Source organism: Micromonospora sp. NPDC050276 (genome assembly GCF_044459545.1).
GTDB lineage: Bacteria > Actinomycetota > Actinomycetes > Mycobacteriales > Micromonosporaceae > Micromonospora.
In genome coordinates this window covers 402751-422910 of record NZ_JBITJA010000001.1, presented here as the reverse complement: position 1 = coordinate 422910, position 20160 = coordinate 402751, and the positions used below count along the sequence as shown (strand labels likewise).

The 20160-nt window shown below is 72.9% G+C and carries 13 protein-coding genes; 4 read left to right on the top strand and 9 right to left on the bottom strand.

The features are described 5' to 3' along the window. Positions 1-227: 227 nt before the first annotated feature. Together ACIBF8_RS01980 and ACIBF8_RS01975 are read left to right on the top strand one after the other, a co-directional pair. The gene (locus ACIBF8_RS01980) at positions 228-1655 is read left to right on the top strand and encodes a UDP-glucose/GDP-mannose dehydrogenase family protein (protein ID WP_363610006.1); all 1428 of its coding nucleotides are present in this window, start codon (positions 228-230) and stop codon (positions 1653-1655) included. A gap of 150 nt (positions 1656-1805) precedes the next feature. Continuing rightward, complete coding sequence (locus ACIBF8_RS01975; protein WP_396780445.1) at positions 1806-6701, top strand: SCO7613 C-terminal domain-containing membrane protein; 4896 nt, start codon at positions 1806-1808, stop codon at positions 6699-6701. 205 nt (positions 6702-6906) lie between these two features. Here the strand turns inward: ACIBF8_RS01975 and purE are convergent, their stop codons facing one another. The 6 genes from purE to mca form a co-directional block, all read right to left on the bottom strand. Beyond that, positions 6907-7398, bottom strand: coding sequence for a 5-(carboxyamino)imidazole ribonucleotide mutase (gene purE / locus ACIBF8_RS01970; protein WP_357270881.1), 492 nt, complete (start codon positions 7396-7398; stop codon positions 6907-6909). A 32-nt stretch (positions 7399-7430) separates the two neighbouring features. After that, complete coding sequence (locus ACIBF8_RS01965) at positions 7431-8606, bottom strand: 5-(carboxyamino)imidazole ribonucleotide synthase (protein WP_396780444.1); 1176 nt, start codon at positions 8604-8606, stop codon at positions 7431-7433. A 123-nt stretch (positions 8607-8729) separates the two neighbouring features. After that, positions 8730-10823, bottom strand: coding sequence for a thioredoxin domain-containing protein (locus tag ACIBF8_RS01960; RefSeq protein WP_396780443.1), 2094 nt, complete (start codon positions 10821-10823; stop codon positions 8730-8732). Between the two features lie 91 nt (positions 10824-10914). After that, complete coding sequence (locus ACIBF8_RS01955) at positions 10915-13446, bottom strand: putative bifunctional diguanylate cyclase/phosphodiesterase (protein WP_396780442.1); 2532 nt, start codon at positions 13444-13446, stop codon at positions 10915-10917. A gap of 179 nt (positions 13447-13625) precedes the next feature. Beyond that, positions 13626-13919 carry a hypothetical protein gene (locus tag ACIBF8_RS01950; RefSeq protein ID WP_396780441.1) on the bottom strand — a complete coding sequence of 98 codons (294 nt, stop codon included), beginning with the start codon at positions 13917-13919 and terminating at the stop codon, positions 13626-13628. Positions 13920-13967: 48 nt separating this feature from the next. Further along, entirely contained in the window at positions 13968-14849 is an 882-nt protein-coding gene (gene mca, locus ACIBF8_RS01945; RefSeq protein ID WP_396780440.1) for a mycothiol conjugate amidase Mca, read from the bottom strand. Between the two features lie 203 nt (positions 14850-15052). Between mca and ACIBF8_RS01940 the strand changes: the two genes are divergently transcribed. Together ACIBF8_RS01940 and greA are read left to right on the top strand one after the other, a co-directional pair. Beyond that, positions 15053-15493: a DUF4307 domain-containing protein gene (locus tag ACIBF8_RS01940; protein ID WP_396780439.1), complete on the top strand. Its 441-nt coding sequence runs from the start codon at positions 15053-15055 to the stop codon at positions 15491-15493. Positions 15494-15649: 156 nt separating this feature from the next. Then, positions 15650-16147 (top strand): transcription elongation factor GreA, encoded by a 498-nt coding sequence (gene greA / locus ACIBF8_RS01935; RefSeq protein ID WP_396780438.1) that lies wholly within the window; start codon positions 15650-15652, stop codon positions 16145-16147. A gap of 93 nt (positions 16148-16240) precedes the next feature. Here the strand turns inward: greA and ilvA are convergent, their stop codons facing one another. The 3 genes from ilvA to ACIBF8_RS01920 form a co-directional block, all read right to left on the bottom strand. After that, the gene (gene ilvA / locus ACIBF8_RS01930) at positions 16241-17461 is read right to left on the bottom strand and encodes a threonine ammonia-lyase (RefSeq protein ID WP_396780437.1); all 1221 of its coding nucleotides are present in this window, start codon (positions 17459-17461) and stop codon (positions 16241-16243) included. Positions 17462-17538: 77 nt separating this feature from the next. Further along, the gene (locus tag ACIBF8_RS01925; RefSeq protein ID WP_396780436.1) at positions 17539-18948 is read right to left on the bottom strand and encodes an amidase; all 1410 of its coding nucleotides are present in this window, start codon (positions 18946-18948) and stop codon (positions 17539-17541) included. Between the two features lie 12 nt (positions 18949-18960). After that, positions 18961-20103 carry a cystathionine gamma-synthase gene (locus tag ACIBF8_RS01920; RefSeq protein ID WP_396780435.1) on the bottom strand — a complete coding sequence of 381 codons (1143 nt, stop codon included), beginning with the start codon at positions 20101-20103 and terminating at the stop codon, positions 18961-18963. Between the last annotated feature and the right edge of the window lie 57 nt (positions 20104-20160).

Here is a 20160-nt window from a genome sequence, read left to right as displayed (position 1 = left end):
TCATGCGCAGTCTGTGACGACTCCTGACCGCCGACCGCGCAGACTGAAGACTAGCGACTGCAGTTCAGGTGATGTTACCGGCGCGTAGGTATGGGCAAGATGGTGCACCTACCGCGCTGGGCGATGATGGAGACCGAGACAGTAGCCACCCCTCCGGTGCCCCGCCCAGGCGCCGCAGCAAAATGCGACGCGACGACGCGACGCCAGTGCGAGCGGAGAAGACAGGCGTGACGATCCCCTACCCCACCATCCAGCCGACCCCCGCCATCGCCGCGGTGACCCCGCCCTCAGGCGCACCCCGGCCGCGGGTGACGTTCCTGGGGACCGGTTACCTCGGTGCGACGTACGCCATCTGCTACGCGGAGCTGGGGTACGAGGTACTCGGGTTCGACGTCGACGCGGACAAGATCGCGATGCTGAACGCGGGTCAGGTGCCGATCCACGAGCCCGGCCTGGACGAGCTGCTCCGGCGCAACCTCGCCGCCGGCCGCCTCCGGTTCAGCACCGACATCGCCGAGACCGCCGACTTCGGTGACGTGCACTTCATCTGCGTCGGCACCCCCCAGCGGGCCGACGGCATGGGCGCCGACCTGTCGTACGTCGAGGCGTCGGTCACCAGCCTCGCGCAGCACCTGACCCGCAAGGCGTTGATCGTCGGCAAGTCCACCGTGCCGGTCGGCACCGCCGAGTGGGTCGAGCAGCTGGTCGGCAAGCACACCCCCGACGACCTGGACGTCGAGGTGGCGTGGAGCCCCGAGTTCCTCCAGGAGGGCTTCGCCGTCGACGACGTCCTGCGGCCCAACCGGATCGTGGTCGGTGTCAAGAGCGAGTGGGCCAACGGCATGCTCTACGCCGCGCACAAGGGCGTGTTCGACCTGGCCGCCACGGAGGACCGCGAGGTGCCCCTGGTGGTCACCGACTTCTCCACCGCCGAACTGGTCAAGGTCGCCGCGAACGCCTTCCTGGCCACCAAGATCTCCTTCATCAACGCGATGGCCGAGGTCTGCGAGGCGTCCGGTGGTGACGTGACCCAGCTGGCCCGCGCGATCGGTTACGACCCGCGGATCGGCAACCGCTTCCTCCAGGCCGGCCTCGGCTTCGGAGGCGCCTGCCTGCCCAAGGACATCCGCGCCTTCCAGGCCCGCGCCCAGGAGCTGGGCGCCGGCGAGGCGCTGCGCTTCCTGCACGAGGTCGACCTGATCAACCTGCGCCGCCGCACCCGGGTGCTCCAGCTCGCCGCGGACCTGCTCGGCCGCCGTTCCGGCCCCGCCGGCCCGGACTTCTCCGGCACCCGGATCGCCGTGCTCGGCGCCACCTTCAAGCCCAACACCGACGACGTCCGCGACGCCCCGGCGCTCGCCGTCGCCGCGCTGCTGCACAAGGCCGGCGCCGAGGTGCACGTGTACGACCCGCAGGGCACCGAGAACGCGCGCCGTGCGGTTCCCGAGCTGACCTACGAGAGCGGCATCAACGAGGCGGTCAGCGGCGCCGACCTGGTCTGCGTCCTCACCGAGTGGGCCGACTTCCGCAACGCCGACCCGGTCGCCCTCGGCGAGTTGGTCAGCGGCCGCAAGGTCGTCGACGGCCGCAACTGCCTCGACCCCGCACTGTGGACCCAGGCAGGTTGGGAGTACCGGGGCATGGGTCGCCCCTGACGAAACCGACGCCCACCGGCCGGTCATCGAGCATCTCGATGGCCGGCCGGTGTCGTTGTTTGCCCCGGACCCGCCGACAAGAGTCGAAATCCGCGCCAGCTTTGGGCATGCTGCGACAGTGGGAGTCCACAGTGCGGGTGGAGGGGTGTCGTGGCGACCTTTCAATGCTCCTCGTGCGGCCGGGAGATCAAGCCGGCCGTTCGATGCCCGCACTGTGGGGCAGATCAACCACAGTGGGTCGAGCACCTGGCGGACATTGAGCGTTCGATCGCGGAGATGAAGGCGCGCGACGCAGCCATCGCGCGCGAGCAGCGGCAGATCGCCGCCAAGATGCAGGCCGCGCTCTTCCAGCGGGACATCCTCGCCCACGCCGGCGAGGAGCGCATCAAGCAGGCCACCCGGCCACGTCGGGTGCTGCGCCGCCGGCCCGGCCGGCGGCCACCGACCGCCACCACCGGAGCGCCGCCCCGAGTGCCCCGCCAGGGCACCCCACCCGCCCCGGAGGACCCACCGCCGCCCCCGCCCCGGGCCAGCTGGCTGGACGCGGACGACCCGGAGCACCCGCCCGAGGCGTCCTCGCGCGAGGTACAGAACATCCCTCTCGGGCTCGGCGCGCTGCTGCTCGGGGTGGCCGCGGTGGTCTTCGCCGCGGTGGCCACCAGCTCGATGGACGCGCTGGCCCGGCTCGGCATCCTGCTCCTGGCCACCGTGCTGATGCTGCTCGCCCCACCGGCGCTGGCCCGGCGCGGGCTCACCTCGACCGCCGAGACCATCGCCGCGGTCGGCCTGCTGCTGGTGCCGCTCGCCGGCAACGCCCTCTGGGCGGTCGACCGGATCGGCGCCGGTGGCGCGTCCGCCACGGTCTTCGCCGGGGTGATCTTCGCGGTCACCGCCGCCGTCGCACTCGGGTACGCAAGGTGGACGGGTCTGCGCGCGCCCCGCTTCGCCACCGTGCTCGCCGCGCAGCCGGTGCTACCCCTGCTGGCGTACGACCAGATCAGCGGCCCCGACGGCTGGGCCCTGGTGCTGGCCCTGGTTGCCCTCGTCAATCTCGGCCTGGCCCGCTCCGGCGTGGCCGTCGAACGTCCCGTCCGGCAGGACCTGCCACCGCCGGGCCCGCCGTCGGCACCCCGGCAACGCGACGCCGAGAGCCGACCCGAGGGCGACCCGGAGGAGGCCGCCGAGCTGATCGACGTCAGCGGGGGCTCCACCGACCCGCTGCCGACCCGCCCGGTGCCCGGTCTGCGCGAGCTGACCTGGTTGCTGCACGCGGTGGCGGTCGCCGTCTCCCTGGCGTACGCGGTCACCGCCCTGCTGCGGGCGCAGACCGTGCCGACCGCGACCGGCGCCGGGGTGGTGCTGCTGCTGGCCGCCATGATCGGGCTGGCCGGTGCGCTGGTGCTGCGTCGCCCACCGCTGCCGGACGTCGCGGCCGGCATCGTCACCCTGGCGGTGATCGGTGCGCTCAGCCGGATCGCCTCGGTGGCGCTCCCCGGCCGGGCGCTGCTGCTGATCGCGGCGGTCATCACGGTGACGGGGCTGGCCGTACGCGCGGTGCCGGAGGCGGCCCGACGTGGCCCACAGATCGCTTCGGCGGTGGCGCTGACCGTCAGCGGTCTGGTGGTAGCCGGCGGCGCACTGCGCGCCGGGGTGGCCCCGGTCCGGGGAGCTCTGCCCGCCTGGGACGCCGACCTGAGCCGGTACCCGAGCGAGTTGGCCGCCGCGGTCGGGCCGACCACCTGGCAGCTCGCGGGCGCCGCATTCCTGCTCACCATCGCGGCGGTGCTGGCCCTGCCCAGCGAGATCCGCCGCGAGTTCGCGGTCGCCGGCGCGGCACTGACCGCGCTCGCCGTTCCGGCCTCGTTCGGTCTGGGCTGGGCGACCGCACCCTGGCCGATGGTGATCACCGCGGTCGGCATCGGGGTGATCGGGCTCTCCGCCCGTACCGACCGGGCCGCGGCGGCGCACGCCATCGGGGCGGCCGTGGTAGGCCTCTTCGGCGCAGGTGCCAGCCTGGCCAGTCCCACCCTCACCGCCGCGGTCCTGATCACCCTGTTCGTGGCCGGCACGCTGGTCGCGCTGGCGCCCCGGGTCCGGATCGCCTCGGCCGCCTCCGACACGGTCACCGCCTGGGCCGCCGGCGGGGCCGCGTTCGCGCTGCCCGGCGCGGTGGCCGCGTTCGTGGCCGCCACCATGCCGAGCGACCCGACCCCCACTCCGGCCAGCCTTCGGGAGGTGACCGTCCCGATCCTGGCGGCCAGCTTCCTGGCGGTCTGCGTGACCCTCGGCTACGCGGCCGTCGTGCAGGTCTCCCAGCGCCGCATCCCGGTGCCGCTGTCGGTCGGCACCGGCCTGGGGGCGCTGATGGTCACCGCCGCCGCGTTCGGGGCGCCCGGCGCGACCGTCGCCGATGCCTGGGTGGGCGCGCTCCTGCTGGTCGCGGCGGTGTTGCTCTTCCTGGCCCCGTCCATCGACGCCGGCCGTCGGGCCGACCTCACCCTCGACGGCTCGGACCTGGCCGCCGCGGCGGTCACCACCGCCCTGGTCGCCACGCTGGTACGGATCGGGGCCGTACTCGCCCCGGGCGGGCAGCTGGCGGTGGCCGCCGCCCTGCTCCTGGTGGTCGCGGTGGGCGCCCGCAGCATGCCCGAGGAGTGGCGACGCGGGCCGATCCTCGGCCTCGCCGTCGGCGGTGCCCTCATCGGCGTGCTCGCCGGCTGGTCGGCCATCCGCGGCGGGGTCGGTGTGCTGGCCACCCCCGGCCCGATCTGGAGGGGCGACCTGGCCGACTGGCCGGCCGCCCCCGTCGGCGGCGCCACCTGGCAGGCGCCGGTCGCTCTGGCGCTGCTGGCCCTCGCCGCCGGCATCCTGCTCCCACCGCCCTGGCGCTGGGACGTGTCCGGCGTGGCGGTGGTGCTCGCCACGATCGGCGCGCCGGCCGCATTCGACCTGGCCTGGTGGTCACCGGTCCTGGTGGGCGGCATGGTGGCCACCGTGTTCGGCATGGCCTCGGTGGCCACCGAGGAGGCCCGCGCCGGGCTGTCCCGGGCCACCGTGGCCGGCGTCGTCGCGCTGCACGCCGCCGGAGCCGGACTGGTCCGACCGTGGACCACGGCGCTGGCGTTGGGCAGCATCGCGCTGATCGGCGTGGTGGTGGCCACGCTGGCCCGCGTCCTCGCCAGCCCACAGGTTGGCGACATCGACACCGAGGGAATGCCGCCGCACCTGGTGCAGATCGGTGGTGCGGCGATCGGGGCCGCCCTGCTGGCCCTCCCCGGTGCGGTGGCGGCGCTGGCGGCCGAGTTCGAACACTCGGCGCAGGTGGTGCTGACCGCCGCGCTGGCCGCCACCAGCCTCGGCCTGGCCGCCGTGGCCGCGGTCCGCCGGCAAGTACCCCAATATCTGCCCTGGGTCAGCGTGGCGGTGGTCGGCGGGGCCACCATCAGCGCCCTCGCCGCCATCCCCACCGGCCTCGCCGCCGGCGTCTACGCGGCGGCCGCCGCCCTGCTCGGTGTGCTGGCCGAGCTGATCCGGGGGGCCACCGTGCCGCCCACCGGCTCCGCCCAGCCAGTTCGGCGCTGGGCGGTACGACTCGACGGCGCGCTCCGACGGCTGCCCGACGACCCGGAGCGACGGCGGTGGCGTGTCAACCCGGCCGCGGGTGCGTTGGCCGTGGCGGCCCTTCCGACCGCCCTGGCGCTCGCCTCGATCGCCCCGGCGCTGGTTGCCGCCCTGGTCGAGCCGCACCGCACGCTGACCCGGATCTGGCAGGGCCCACCGCCGGAACTGCTCACCCCACCCCCGGACGTGGTGGACCCCACCCACGTGCTCACCGCGCTGCTGCTCACCGCGACGGCGGCGCTCGCCGCCACCGGCTTCAGCGGCGGTCGACGCTCCCGTGCCGTGCCGGTGGTGCTGCCCGGGGCCGCCGTCACGCTGCTGATCGCACCCATCGCGCTGGGCAGCGGCTGGCCGGCCAGCACCCTCGCGGCGCTGTCCGTCTTCACCATCGCGATGCTCGGGCTCGCGCTGACCCCACCACCGCCGCTGGTCGAACCGGCCCGCTCGCTGCGGCTGGCCCGTGTCCTGGTGTTCGTCATCGGGTTGGCGGCGGGCGGCGCCGGGCTCGCCGGCAGTCTCGCGGCCCGCGAGCTGACCCTGTTCACCCTCGGCGGGGCGGTCGGGGTGGGCGCGGTGGCGGCCCTGTTCGGGACCACCCAGCGAGCCCGCATCCTCGGCTGGCTCTTCGCCTCGTTGATGGCACAGCTCTTCGTCCTCACCGCCGGCCTGGTCGCCGGGCTGGCTGCGGTCTGGTCGGCGTTCGGGGTGCTCGCGGTCGGAGCGGCCCTGCAGGTGTTCGCGGCGGTCCTGCCGCGGCTGCGCCAACCGGAGGCGCAGCGGGAGGCCGCCACGGTGCAGTGGAGCGGGTACGCGGCCGCTCTGATCGCCCTGGCGCTCGCCTTCGACTCGCCCCGACACATCGCCGCCCTGCTGGCCGCCTGGGGTGCTGTCCTCGGCGTGGCGGCGACCCGGCCCGGCCGCCGGCCGGTGGAACGCCGGATCCTGTTCTGGGCGGTGGTGGTCTGCGAGATCACCGCGTGGTGGATCCTGATGCGCGTCGCCGACGTGGCGCTGCCCGAGGCGTACACGCTGCCGTTCGCCGCGTTGGCGCTCCTGGTCGGAGTGCTGGAGCTGCGCCACCGACCCGACCTGAGCAGTTGGGTGGCGTACGGTCCGGCGCTGGTCGCCGCGTTCGTGCCGACGCTGGCCATCGTGCTGGCCACCGAGTCCAGCACGATGCGGCAGATGCTGCTGCTGCTCGGCGCGGTCGCGGTGCTGGTCTTCGGTTCGTCCAGTCGGCAGCAGGCGCCGGTGATCGTCGGCGCGTCGGTCACCGCGATCACCGCGATCCACGCCCTGTTCAGCCTCGGCCCGTGGCTGGCGCTGATCCCGGTCGGCATCCTGCTCCTGGTCCTCGGCGCGAGCAACGAGCGCCGCCGCCGAGCCCAAGAGCGCCTACAAACAGCCCTGCGCGGAATGAGATAAACCGGAGGGTCCCTGCGGCGTGGGCGAGCGGGCACGGCGAGTGGGCCGGGTTCGTGTGCCCGCCGCCGCCGCGTCCGCCGCCGCCGCGTCCGCGTCCGCGTCGATCATGGAGTTGTGGTGGGAGACAAAAAACCCGCAACGCCCTTTTTCGGGCACCACAACTCCATGATCGACCCCGTTGAGGATGGGGCTGCGCCCCCGGGGACTAGCGCAGGGTGGCTTGGAGGGCGGCTTCCTTGGTAGCCACCAGCTTCTCCAGGTCCTGCTGGTAGGTCGCCATCTTGGCGCGCAGGCCCTCGTCGGCCGCGCCGAGGATCCGGACGGCGAGCAGGCCCGCGTTGCGGGCGTTGCCGATCGACACCGTGGCGACCGGGATCCCGGCCGGCATCTGCACGATGGACAGCAGCGAATCCATGCCGTCGAGGTGCTTCAGCGGCACCGGCACTCCGATCACCGGCAGTGGCGTCACCGAGGCGACCATGCCCGGCAGCGCGGCGGCACCCCCGGCCCCCGCGATGATCACTTTGAGGCCCCGGTCGGCGGCGTCCCGGCCGTACTCGATCATCGCGACCGGCGTCCGGTGCGCCGAGATCACCCGTACCTCGTACGCCACACCGAAGTCGTCCAGCACCTCGGCGGCGGCCCGCATGGTCGGCCAGTCCGAGTCGCTGCCCATGATCAGCCCAACCGTGCTCACTGCGGCCCTCTCGTCGTTCCCGAAAGCGTGGCTCACTCGTGCCCCTCGCGCAGCCAGCGCGCGGCTCGTGCGGCCCGTGCCCGTAGATCGTCCAGGTCGTCGCCGAGCACCGTGACGTGCCCGATCTTGCGGCCGGGTCGCACCTGCTTGCCGTACAGGTGCACCTTGGCGCCCGGCTCGGCGGCGAAGAGATGGTGCAACCGCTCGTCGATCGAGATTCCACCCGGCTCACCGCCGAGCACGTTCGCCGACACCACCACCGGGGCGGCCAGCGCGGTGTCCCCCATGGGGTAGTCCAGCACGGCCCGCAGGTGCTGCTCGAACTGCGAGGTCCGCGCACCCTCGATGGTCCAGTGCCCCGAGTTGTGCGGGCGCATCGCCAGCTCGTTGACGATGATCGCGGGCCGGCCGGCGTCGTCGCGGATCTCGAACAGCTCCACGGCCAGCAGCCCGATCACACCGAGCGCGGTGGCCAAATCGATGGCGAGTTGCTGGGCCGCGACCGCCAGCTCCTCGTCCAGGCCGGGGGCCGGGGCCAGCACCTCGACGTTGATGCCGTCGCGCTGCACCGTCTCGACCACCGGGTACGCGGCGACCTGACCGAACGGCGAACGGGCCACCTGCACGGCCAACTCCCGCCGCAACGGCACCCGTTCCTCGACGATCAGCCGGGTGCCGCCGGCGAGCAGCGTGGTCGCCAACTCGCTGGCCTGCGCCGCGTCGTCGACCATCCAGACGCCCCGACCGTCGTAGCCTCCGCGGGCCGCCTTGAGCACCACCGGCCAGCCGACCTGCTCGCCGAAACCGACGAGGTCCGCGGGCTCGCCGATCGGCCGCCACACCGGGTTGGGCGCGCCCAACTCGGTCAGGCGTTCCCGCATGACCTGCTTGTCCTGGGCGAACAGCAGGGCGTCCGCGGGCGGGTACAGGGTCACCCCTTCCGCCGCCAACGTGCGGATGTGCTCGGACGGCACATGCTCGTGGTCGAAGGTGACGACGTCGCAGCCCTTGGCGAAGGTGCGCAGGGCGGCCAGGTCGGTGTGGTCGCCGTACTGGACGTCGGCGGCGACCAGCGCCGCGCCGTCGTCGGGGGCGGTTGCGAGCACACGCAGTGACTGGCCGAGGGCGATCGCGGCCTGGTGGGTCATCCGGGCCAACTGGCCGCCACCCACCATGCCGACAACTGGCAGACCGGTACGGGAATCCATAGCGCGGCCAGCCTATCCGGGCCGCCGACGTGCCCCACCCGGAGGGCCGGCGACCCGCCTCGGGGGGTGTTGGGGAGACCACCCGGTGTGTGGGTCGGGCGACTACTGGGCGTGGCGGTGCGCTCAGCGCAGCTCGGCGATCAGGTCCTCCACCGACGTGACCGGACGCTGGCAGACGAAACCCCGGCAGACGTACGCGGCGGAGCGCCCCTCAAGCAGCGGACGGTCGGCGAGCAGCGGCACACCCGGCTGGTCCGGGCGCCCGGCGACGACCACCGCCCCGGGCGGGGCGTGCCGGTGGGCGGCGGCCACCAGGGGGTCACCGGCCGGGTCGTCGGTGGCCACGGCGATCTCGTACGGCCCGGAGAGCAACGCCTCGCCGACCATGGCCGCGTACCCGGTGAACCGGGGGTGCCGCCCGACGATCGGCGCGACCGTGCCCAGCGCGGCTTCGGCGGCCTCCCGGTAGCGCGTCTCCCCGGTCAACGCCGAGTACGCCACCAGACCGGCGATCAACGCCGACCGGCCGGACGGGGTGGCGTTGTCGGTCGGGTCGGCCGGCCGGGCGACCAGCCGCTCCGCGTCGTCGGCGGTGTCGTAGAAGGCGCCACCGGGCGCGGCGAAGTGTGCCAGGGCGGTGTCCAACAGCTCGCCGGCCAGCGTGAGCCAGCGGCCTTCGCCGGTGAGCTGGTGCAGCGCGCAGAAGGCCTCGGCCACGCACCCGTAGTCCTCCAGGACGCCAGCCGGCTCGCCGACCCTGCCATCCCGGGAGACCCGGCGCAGCCGGCCGTCCACCAGGTGCACGCTGGCCAGGTGCTCCGCGGCCTGGCGCATCGCCCCGTCGGCGACGATGGTCACGCCGTCCATCAGGTTGGCATCCTCGTCCTGCGGGGACGCGTAGAGGGCGGCGACCTGCTGGAACTCGGCGATGGCGGTGATCGCCAGGCCGTTCCAGGCGGCCACCACCTTGTCGTCGAGGGCCGGCTGCGGGCGGGTGTCCCGGGCGGCGAGCAGTCGCCCGACCACCTGCTGCCAGCGGGCGCGCACCTCGGGCACGGCATCGTCCACGTCCCGGGCGAGCTTGAGCACGCTCATGCCGTGCTCAACGCCCTTCTTTCCGTCCGGAGTGCCGCCTTGCGGCGCGGAGGCGGAATGAGAGGCGAAGGTGCCCTCGTCGGTGACGGTGAACAGGTCGGCGGCGAACCGGCCGTCCTCCTCGCCCAACGCCTCGACGAGCTGGGCCGGCGTCCAGGCGTAGGTGAGCCCCTCGACGCCCTCGGTGTCGGCGTCCAGGGCGGACGCGAACCCCTGCCCCGGCCGGTGCAGCTCGTCGGCGAGGAACCGGGCGGTGTCCCGGGCGACCCGGCGGGCCAGCGGGTCACCGGTGAGTCGCCACAGCTGGGTGTAGACCCGCAGCAGCAGCGCGTTGTCGTAGAGCATCTTCTCGAAGTGCGGCACCGTCCAGTGCGCGTCCACCGAATACCGGGCGAAGCCGCCCGCGAGCTGGTCGTAGATGCCGCCCCGGGCCATCGCCTCGGCGGTGTGCCGGGTGATCTCCAGGCTGCCCGGGTCGCCGGTGCGCTGGTGGTGGCGCAGCAGGAAGAGCAGGTTCATGTGCGGCGGAAACTTCGGGGCGCCACCGAACCCGCCGTTCGTCCCGTCGTACTCACTGGCGAGCTTGGCGGCCGCGGCGTCGAGCAGCGGTGCGTCCAGCGGCGCGGTCGGGCCACCCACGGCCTGCGCGCCGCCGATCGCCTCGACCACGGCGGCGCCCTGGCCCAGCACCGCCTCGCGCTGCTCGCGCCAGGCGGTGGCGACCGACTGGAGCAACTGGACGAAGTTGGGTCGCGGGAAATAGGTGCCGCAGAAGAAGGGGGTGCCGTCCGGGGTGGCGAAGACGGTCATCGGCCAGCCGCCCTGGCCGGTCATCGCCTGGGTCGCGGTCATGTAGACCGCGTCCACGTCCGGGCGCTCCTCACGATCCACCTTGATCGACACGAAGTTGTCGTTCATCAGGGCGCCGACCTGCTCGTTCTCGAACGACTCGTGCGCCATGACGTGGCACCAGTGGCAGGCCGCGTAGCCCACCGAGATGAGCACCGGAACGTCCCGCCGCTTCGCCTCGGCGAACGCCTCGTCCGACCAGGGCCACCAGTCGACCGGGTTGTCGGCGTGCTGGAGCAGGTACGGACTGGTGGCGTCGGCGAGTCGGTTCACCTGACGACCATAGCCAGCCTCGGCCCGGACGGCGCGGGCTCCACCCGGACACCATGCCCGGAAACCGGTCGGCCGAGGTCGCGCCGGTCGCTCAGGACGCGCCGTCGGCGCGGAGCCGGAACACGTTCGACTCCGCCGAGTCGCGCAGCGACCCCAGCACCGCGCCGATTTTGTCCGCCGGCATCGGCTTGAAGAAGTGGTAGCCCTGCGCCGAGGTGCAACCCAGCTCGGCCAGGGCCATCCGCTGCTCGGCGGTCTCCACTCCTTCGGCGACCACCCGCAGCCCCAACTCGTGGGCGAGGCCCACCGTCGTCCGGACGATCGCCGCGGCCTCCGGCGAGTCGGCCATCCGGATCACGAACGAGCGGTCCACCTTCAACTCGTCGACCGCGATGCGGGTGAGGAAGGTCAGCGACGAGAAGCCGGTGCCGAAGTCGTCGACCGCGAGTTGCACGCCCATCGCCCGCAATGTCGCCAGCACCTCGTCGATGACCTCCAGCTCGCTCATCACCACAGTCTCGGTGATCTCCAGGACGAGCCGGTGCGGGGGCACCTGGTGGCGGCGCAGCGCCTCGGCGATCTCCGCCGGCAACCGGGGGTCGAGCAGGCTGCGCGCCGACAGGTTGACCGAGATCGGGACGTCCAGTCCCTCCCGGGCCCAGCTGGCGGCCACGCTCAGCGCCTTGTTCAGCACGTAGCGGGTGAAGGTGCCGAGCTGCTCGCTGTTTTCCACCGGCCGGATGAAGTCGGCCGGGTTCAGCCACCCCCGCCGGGGGTGCTGCCAACGGATCAGCGCCTCCACCCCGGTGGGCGCACCCGTCGCCAGGTCGACCGCGGGCTGCAACGCCAGCACCAGCTGATCGTCGACCTTCAACGCCTCCCGCAGCTCGGCCAGCAGGGCGAGCTGATCGGTGCTGGCCGCGTCGCGGGCGCCGTCGTACGCGGCGACGTTGCCTCCGCCCTCCTTGGCCTGGTACATCGCGATGTCGGCCCGGCGCAGCAGCTCGGTCAGGTCGGCGGTGCCCGCGGCGGCCACCACCACGCCGACCGAGACCTCGATGGACATCCGTACGCCGGCCACCTCAGTCGGCGCGGCCAGCCGCTCGGCGATCTCGCGGGCCTGGCGCAACGCGTGGGCCATCGGGGCGGCCCGGTCGCCGAGCACCGGCACCGCCGTGAGCAGCAGGGCGAACTCGTCGCCGCCGAGCCGGCCGAGCAGATCGCCGGAGCGGACCAGCGCGTTGAGACGGTTGGCGGTCAGCCGCAGCAGCTGGTCACCGGCGGCATGGCCGAGGGTGTCGTTGACTTCCTTGAACTGATTGATGTCCAGCAGCAGCAGCGCCACCGGGTGGTCGTGGGCGAGCTGCCGCAACGACTGGTCACCCTTGCTGAGCATCGCCGCCCGGTTGGCGAGCCCGGTGAGCGGGTCGTGCACCGCCTCGTACGACGAACGAGCGGTCACCAGCCGCAGCTCGTGGTGAGTCGCGGCGTCGTGCAACGCGGCGGCGAGCGCGTCGCCGAACGCGGCCACCGCGTCGCGTTCCCGGGCCGTGGGCGGGGCCGAGCGGGGGAACCGCACCCGCAGCCGACCGACCGGCGCGGCACCGACCGCCAGCGCCCGGCTCAGCTCGTGCTCGTCCGGCTCGGACTGGTCCGGTGGAGCCGCCTCCCGGTCGACAAACTGCCCGCTGGCGTCGCCTCGGTAGCGGTGCCACCGGCCATCGGCCCGCGCCACGTCGACGTCCACCAGTTCGGCGTTGAACAGTGTCAGCGCTCCGGTGACCGCCGCGCTGGCCACGCCCCGCTCGTCCAGCTGGTTGAGGGCCGCGGTGGCCTCGGCGAAGGCACGCCAGGTGCGGCGCTCCTGATCGGAGCGCAGCCGGTAACGGTAGGTCTGTTGCAGCAGCCACAGCAGCGGCGGCAGCAACAGCAACCAGCGCGGATCCAGCTCCAGCAGAGCGACCACGACGAGGCCGACCGCCACGTTGCCGACGAACATCAGCAGCTTGCCGCGCAGCGCGGCGAGCAGCGGCGGACCGATCGGCAACCCGTGTCGCAGGCCCAGCGTCACCCCGCCCAGCCAGGCGGTCACCAGGAGGTAGGTCACCGAACCGGCGATCACGGCCAGCGCCAGCATCGGGGTGGGCGGGGAGAGCAGTGGCCGCCCCAGTGCGGTGGTCACGGACACGGCCAGTGCCGATGCGGCGGCCAACGACGCGGCGATCCGGAGGATCTCCAGGGCCGGACGGCGGTCGTTGTGCAGGGACAGCATCGTCCAGGCCAGCCCGGTGCCGAGCAGCGTGGCGGACGGGAGCCAACCGGCGGGAGTCAGGTAGAGGCAGACGATCAGAGCGGCCTCGCCCCAGGTGATGCTGACCATGCCCGCGGCCGAACGAAACCGCAGTCGGGCGAGCTGGGCCAGGGCGAGGACGGCGACGGCGATGCCGAAGCGGGCCGGACCACCGAGGGGGTCGTCGGCCGGCAGCCGGACCGGGAGGGTCAAGCCGACCGCGGCGGCGGCCAAGGCGGTCAGCGTCACGGCGGCGGTGAGCACGAGCAGCCGACCCGGAGTGCCACGCACCCCGAGCCGATCGAACGGGTCGCCGGCCGGACCGGAGGTCATCGACCTCCCCCGTCAGCCGACCGACCGACGTCGCGGCGGGCGGCCGGTGCTGTGCTGGTCATCGGCGCCCCCTCCCGCACACGGCTCGGAGACTTTTGGTCCCCCCGGCGGAAGGCTAAGCCAAACCGGGTGGTCGCAACAGGGGGCGACCACCCGGTTCGGCGTGATTCATGCGCGGACTACCCGTTCAGGTGCTGCTGGTGCCCGTTGGGAGCGGGCGTGGATGAATCACGCCCGTCGGTCCCGTCTGTCGGATCGACGACTGCCGCATCGGCCCTGGTCGGATCGGCCGCCCCGGACTGCTGCGGGAAACGGTCCGGCAGGCGGCGCAGCCGAGCGTTCATGTTACGGATCAGCAGGATGGTCGCGGTGGCCAGCAGCAGGATGAGGAAGAGGCCCATCGGCCCGGCCAGACCACCCGTGCGGGTGTCCCCGAAGTTGTTCTCCGCGAGCACCTGTGCAGCGGTCAGCATGGCGTTCCTCCGATGTGCGGTTGGTAACCAGGGTAGCCCCGCCCGGAATCAACGTGCGTGCGCCGTCTCCCGCACTCCGGCGAAGAGATCCGACTCGGGCAGCGGGCTGTCGACCATTGAGCGGGCGAGTTGGTAATCCTCTGTCGGCCAGGCCCGCTGCTGCAGCTCCATCGGCACGTGGAACCAGAAGCCGTCCGGGTCGACCTGGGTGGCGTGGGCGCGCAGCGCGTCGTCGCGGACCGGGAAGTATTCGGCGCACTCCACCCGGGTGGTGATCCGGGGGCCCTTGTCGGGCCGATCCTCCCACCGCTTGAGCCACTCCTCGTAGGGCGACTCCAGACCGGCGGCCAGCATGCCCTCGTGCAAGGCCATGATCTTGGCCTTGGAGAAGCCGATGTCGTAGTAGAGCTTCAGCGGCTGCCAGGGGGCGCCCAGCTCCGGGTAGCGCTCCGGATCACCGGCGGCCTCGAAGGCCGCCACGCTCACCTTGTGGCACATGATGTGGTCCGGGTGCGGGTAGCCACCCTCCTCGTCGTACGTGGTCACGACGTGCGGACGGAACTCGCGCATCAGCCGCACCAGTGGGCCGGCGGCGACCTCGACGTCCTGCAGGGCGAAGCAGCCCTCGGGCAGCGGCGGCAGCGGGTCACCCTCGGGCAGGCCCGAGTCGACGAAGCCGAGCCAGGCCTGGTCGATGCCGAGGATGGCTCGCGCGGCGTCCATCTCGGCACGCCGGATCTCGCCGATGTTGGCCCACACGTCGGGCCGATCGAGCTTGGGGTTGAGCACGCTCCCGCGCTCGCCGCCCGTGCACGTCACGACCAGGACGTCCACCCCCTGAGCGACATACTTCGCCGTCGTCGCCGCGCCCTTGCTCGACTCGTCGTCCGGGTGCGCGTGCACGGCCATGAGACGCAGTTGCTCTGCCAACTTCGGCGCTCCTCGTCTGTGCCGGACGGTGGACCCGACCGGGCTCGACCGGCTGACCTGCCGGGATCTTTCCTCACCACACCCTGTCGCCGACCACCAGCGCCGGGCACGACCTGCCATTCCTGCCGCTGGATCGGGTGGGAGGATGGGGCTCTGTCATTCTTGCCGATGCCGCCGACAACAACGCCAGGAGATACCCGCCGGTGACCGAGACGCACGCCACAATTTCACCAGGCGCGCCGGTATTCCCGGCCGGACGCTACGGCCGCCGTCGCGCGCCGGGCGGAAAGCGCCGCCGTACGCTGCTGGCCGCGCTGGTCCTGCTGGCGCTGGTGGCGACGCTGACCGTGATCTCGGTCCGGCTCTACCGCCAGTACGGTGACCCGGTCTACGACGCCCAGGTGATCACGTACACCGACATCACGGACAACCAGGTACTTGTCGACTTTCGGGTGACCGTGCCGCCGGGCGGATCAGCGGTCTGCGTGCTGCGCGCCCGGGACCGCTCCGGCGCCGAGGTGGCCCGTGAACAGGTCACCGTGACCGCCGATCCCGGCGACCGGCACGTCACGACCCGGCACCGCCTGGCCACCACCGCGCGGCCGTTCATCGGCGAGGTTCTGCGCTGCCAACAGGCGTCCTGAGCTGCCCGAACAGCATCAGCGACCAGGTTGACCGAGCGCCTACCGCAAGTGTTGGATCCGGACACCGGCGGTGATGGCCGACACGCTGTGTCGTACCGCACTGGTAACTTGGTAGTTCACCTGTCAGCCAGCCACGCACAACTGAGGAGAACGCCTGTGTCCACTGGCAACGAGGCGCCCGCCACCTGGCTGTCGCAGGACGCGTACGACCGCCTCCAGGCCGAGCTCGACGAGCACATCGCCAACCGTCCGGCGATCGCAGCCGAGATCAACGCTCGGCGCGAGGAGGGCGACCTGCGGGAGAACGGCGGCTACCACGCCGCCCGCGAGGAGCAGGGCAAGGCCGAGGGTCGCATCCGCTACCTGCAAGAGCTGCTGCGCACCGCGAAGGTCGGCACGGCCCCCACCGCCGACGCGGTGTCGCCCGGCATGGTCGTGACGATCTACTTCGACGACGACACCGACGACACCGAGACCTTCCTGCTCGGTTCCCGGGAGATCGCCGCCACCACCGACCTGACCGTCTACAGCCCCGAGTCCGCGCTCGGCAAGGCGATCCTGGGCGGCCGACCCGGGCAGACCTGCACCTACACGGCGCCCAGCGGCGCCGACATCAAGGTGACCGTGGTCAGCTTCGAGCCGTTCGCCGGCTGACGGTCGTCAACCGCGCGATCCACCGTCGGCCGGGCTGACCGACGCCGGCACCCGCTCCCAACCAGCGCATCCGAGGCGTGGCACCCACCGGTGTCACGCCTCGGCCGCGAAGACCACCTGATAGCCGCTGGCCCGCAACGCGCTGATCAGCGTGTCCGAGTGCTCGACGCCCCGGGTCTCCACCGACAGCGCCACCTCCACCTCGCCGAGGCTGAGGTGCGGGTTGGCCCGTTGGTGCTCAACGTCCACCACGTTGGCCCGGTGCTCGGCGATCTGGCTGAGCAGCGACGCGAGTTGCCCCGGCCGATCCGAACAGCGGACGGTCACCCGCAGATAGCGACCCGCCGCGGCCAACCCGTGCTCGATCACCCGCAGCATCAGCAACGGGTCGATGTTGCCCCCGGAGAGCACCGCGACCACCGGCGTCTCCACCTCGACCACGCCGGCCAGCAGCGCGGCGACGCCGACCGCCCCGGCCGGCTCGACCACCTGCTTGCCGCGCTCCAACAGCATCAGCAGGGCCCGGGAGATGTCCTCCTCGGAGACCGTGACGATCTCGTCGACCAGCTTGCGTACGTGGTTGAAGGTGATCTCCCCCGGCCGGCCGACGGCGATGCCGTCGGCGATGGTGGCGAAGACGGGCAGCCGGACCGGTTCCCCGGCCACCAGTGAGGGCGGAAACGCCGCCGCACCGGCCGCCTGCACGCCGATGATCCGGACGTCCGGCCGCAACGCCTTCGCGGCCACCGCCATGCCCGAGATCAGACCCCCGCCACCCACGCCGGTGATGATCGTCTTCACGTCCGGGCACTGTTCGAGGATCTCCAGCGCCACCGTGCCCTGCCCGGCGATCACGTCGGGGTGGTCGAACGGGTGGATCAGCACCGCGCCAGTGCGTTCGGCGTACGTGTGCGCGGCGACCAGCGCCTCGTCGACGGTGTTCCCAGCCAACTCGACCTGCGCGCCGTACCCCTTGGTGGCGGCCACCTTCGGCAGCGGCGCGTTGACCGGCATGAAGACGGTGGCGTGCGTGCCGACCAGGCCGGCGGCGAGGGCCACGCCCTGCGCGTGGTTGCCCGCGCTCGCCGCCACCACGCCGCGCTCCCGCTCCGCGGCCGACAACCGGGAGATCCGCACATACGCGCCCCGCACCTTGTACGAGCCGGCGCGCTGCACGTTCTCGCACTTGAGCCAGGTCGGGCCGCCCAGGGCCGCGCTGAGCGGGCGGGAGGGCTCCAGCGGGGTGGTGCGGGTGACGCCAGCGAGCAACTCCCGTGCGGCCCGCACGTCGTCGAGACCGACCAGTTCCGTCATGCCCCGATCGTGCCACCCGCCGCCGGAACCCTTACCGGCGACACCGGCGTGCCCGACGCCGCGCACACCGTCGACGGTCAGGCGGTGGCCGGTGATCCCGTGCCGACCCGGGGATAGCCGGGAGCGTGGCGCGTCCACGGTGCGGTCATCTCGAACTGGCCGGCCACCCCGAGCAGCAGCAGCTCCGAGCCGGGCGGACCGACCAGTTGCACGGCGACCGGCAGGCCGTCCGGGCGGCGGCCGACCGGCACCACGACCGCCGGCAGGCCGGCGATGTTCCAGGGCGCGGCGTACGGGGCGTACCGGATGCTGGCTGTCATGTTCGCCCGCCAGGGCCGCTCCGACCAGCGGGCCGCCTCGGGTGGCGCGGTGGCCAACGCCGGGGTGAGCAACAGGTCGACCGAGTGGTCGGTGAAGAAGTCGACCGACCGTTGCCGCCAGGCAGCCCGGTCGGCCTCCCGCACGTAGCCGCGACGCTGCGCCCACTCGCCCAACGCGACGTGCCGCCGGGTACGCCGTTGCAGGCCACGCCGGTCCAGCCCGGAAGCCCGGACGTCGGTGGCGGCCGCGGCGAACCAGGTGGCGATGCCCTGGAGACCGAGCGCGGTGGGGTAGACCGGATCGGCCGGCACCGTGTCGTGCCCGGCGGCGGCGAGCAGTCGGCCGGCGGCGGCGACCGCGTCCCGGTTGGGCGCGTCCGGTGCGACGCCGCGAACCGGGGAGCGCAGCGAGACGCCCACCCGCAGGCGCTGCGGGGGAACCAGCTTCTCCGGACGCCGGCCGGCGAGCACCGAGAAGCCGACCGCCGCGTCGGCGACCGTGCTGGTCAGCATGCCGTGCTCGGTGAGGCCGAACCAGTCGTCCGCGCCCAGCTGGCAGGGGACCACACCCCGACCGGGCTTGAGCCCGACCAGGCCGCAACAGGCGGCGGGAATCCGGATCGAACCGAGACCGTCGTTGGCGTGCGCGATCGGCACCAGCCCGGCGGCGACGGCGGCGGCGGCCCCACCGGAGGACCCACCGGGGGTACGCGTGCTGTCCCACGGGTTGCGGGTGACCACGGTGTCGTCGTCGGTGACCGCCCACAGCCCCAGCTCCGGCATCCGGGTCACACCGAGGATCACCGCGCCGGCGCCGCGCAGCCGACGCACCACCTCGTGGTCGGCCTCCGCGACGTCGGTGCGGGCGGCCGCCGAACCGTTCCAGGTGGGCAGGCCAGCGACCGGGGTGTTCTCCTTGACCGCCACCGGAACCCCGGCCAGCGGCAGGTTGGCCAGGTCCTCCTGCTCGTCGACCTTCTCCGCCTCGGTGATCGCCTCACCGCCGCGAACGGCGCGGAACGCGCCCAGCTCACGGTCGGCTCGGGAGATGTACTCGAGGTGGTCGGCGACGACCTGGGTCGCCGAGACGTCACCTCGGCGTACGCCCCGGGCGATCTGCTTGGCGGTCGCCCCAACCCAGGTCGCCATGATGTCCTGCACGGCCATCCTCCCCAGCGGTCAGCCCAGCGCCTGCTCCAGATCGGCGAGTAGGTCGTCGACCGTCTCGATGCCGACAGACAGTCGCACGAGATCGCCGGGAACTTCAAGCGGCGAGCCGGCAGCACTTGCGTGTGTCATCCGACCCGGGTGCTCGATCAGGGATTCCACGCCGCCCAGCGACTCGGCGAGCACGAAGAGCTTGGTGCGGTTGCAGATTTCCACGGCGTGGTCCTCACCCCCGGCGGCGCGGAACGAGATCATGCCGCCGAACCGGCGCATCTGCTTCGCGGCCACCTCGTGACCAGGGTGCGACGGCAGGCCCGGATAGATCACCTGGGCCACCTTGGCGTGCCCGTCGAGGTACGCGGCGAGCCGCTCGGCGTTGTCGCAGTGCCGGTCCATGCGTACCCCGAGGGTCTTGATGCCCCGCAGGGTGAGCCAGGCGTCGAACGGGCCGTTGATCGCGCCCATCGCGTTCTGGTGGTAGCGCAGTTCCTCGCCGAGCCCGGCGTCGGCGACGACGAGCGCGCCGCCGACCACGTCGGAGTGCCCACCGATGTACTTGGTGGTGGAGTGCACCACCACGTCCGCGCCGTACGCGATCGGCTGCTGGAGGTACGGCGAGGCGAAGGTGTTGTCGACCACCAGCAGCGCACCCGCGTCGTGTGCCACGGCGGCCAGGGCGGCGATGTCGGCGATGCCGAGCAGCGGGTTGGTCGGCGTCTCGATCCAGACGATCTTCGTGCGACCGGGCTGCACGGCCGCCCGGATCGCAGCCGGGTCGGAGACCTTGGCCGGGCTGAACTCCAGGCCCCAGCGCTGGGCGACCCGGGCGAAGAGCCGGTACGTGCCGCCGTACGCGTCGTCCGGGATCACCACGTGGTCGCCGGGCTGGCACACGGCCCGCAGCAGGGTGTCCTCCGCCGCCAGGCCACTGGCGAAGGCGAGCCCCACCGGCCCACCCTCGAGCGCCGCCAGGCATTCCTGGAGCGCGTCACGAGTCGGGTTGCCCGAGCGGCTGTACTCGTAGCCGAGGCGAGGCGCGCCGACGGCGTCCTGCGCGTACGTGCTGGTCTGGTAGATCGGTGGGATCACCGCGCCGGTGCGGGCCTCAGGGTCCTGACCGGCGTGGATGGCGAGCGTCTCGAAGCCGTGACTCATTCTGGTGAGGCTAGTGCCCCGTCGGCGAGGGCTGGAACGGAACCCGTGCTCCCGGGC

Bases quoted from the DNA above. Each gene is read 5' to 3' on its own strand.
- ACIBF8_RS01965 (WP_396780444.1), bottom strand. From the start codon at position 8,606: ATGGATTCCCGTACCGGTCTGCCAGTTGTCGGCATGGTGGGTGGCGGC.
- ACIBF8_RS01955 (WP_396780442.1), bottom strand. From the start codon at position 13,446: ATGACCTCCGGTCCGGCCGGCGACCCGTTCGATCGGCTCGGGGTGCGT.
- ACIBF8_RS01950 (WP_396780441.1), bottom strand. From the start codon at position 13,919: ATGCTGACCGCTGCACAGGTGCTCGCGGAGAACAACTTCGGGGACACC.
- ilvA (WP_396780437.1), bottom strand. From the start codon at position 17,461: ATGACGGAACTGGTCGGTCTCGACGACGTGCGGGCCGCACGGGAGTTG.
- ACIBF8_RS01925 (WP_396780436.1), bottom strand. From the start codon at position 18,948: ATGGCCGTGCAGGACATCATGGCGACCTGGGTTGGGGCGACCGCCAAG.
- ACIBF8_RS01920 (WP_396780435.1), bottom strand. From the start codon at position 20,103: ATGAGTCACGGCTTCGAGACGCTCGCCATCCACGCCGGTCAGGACCCT.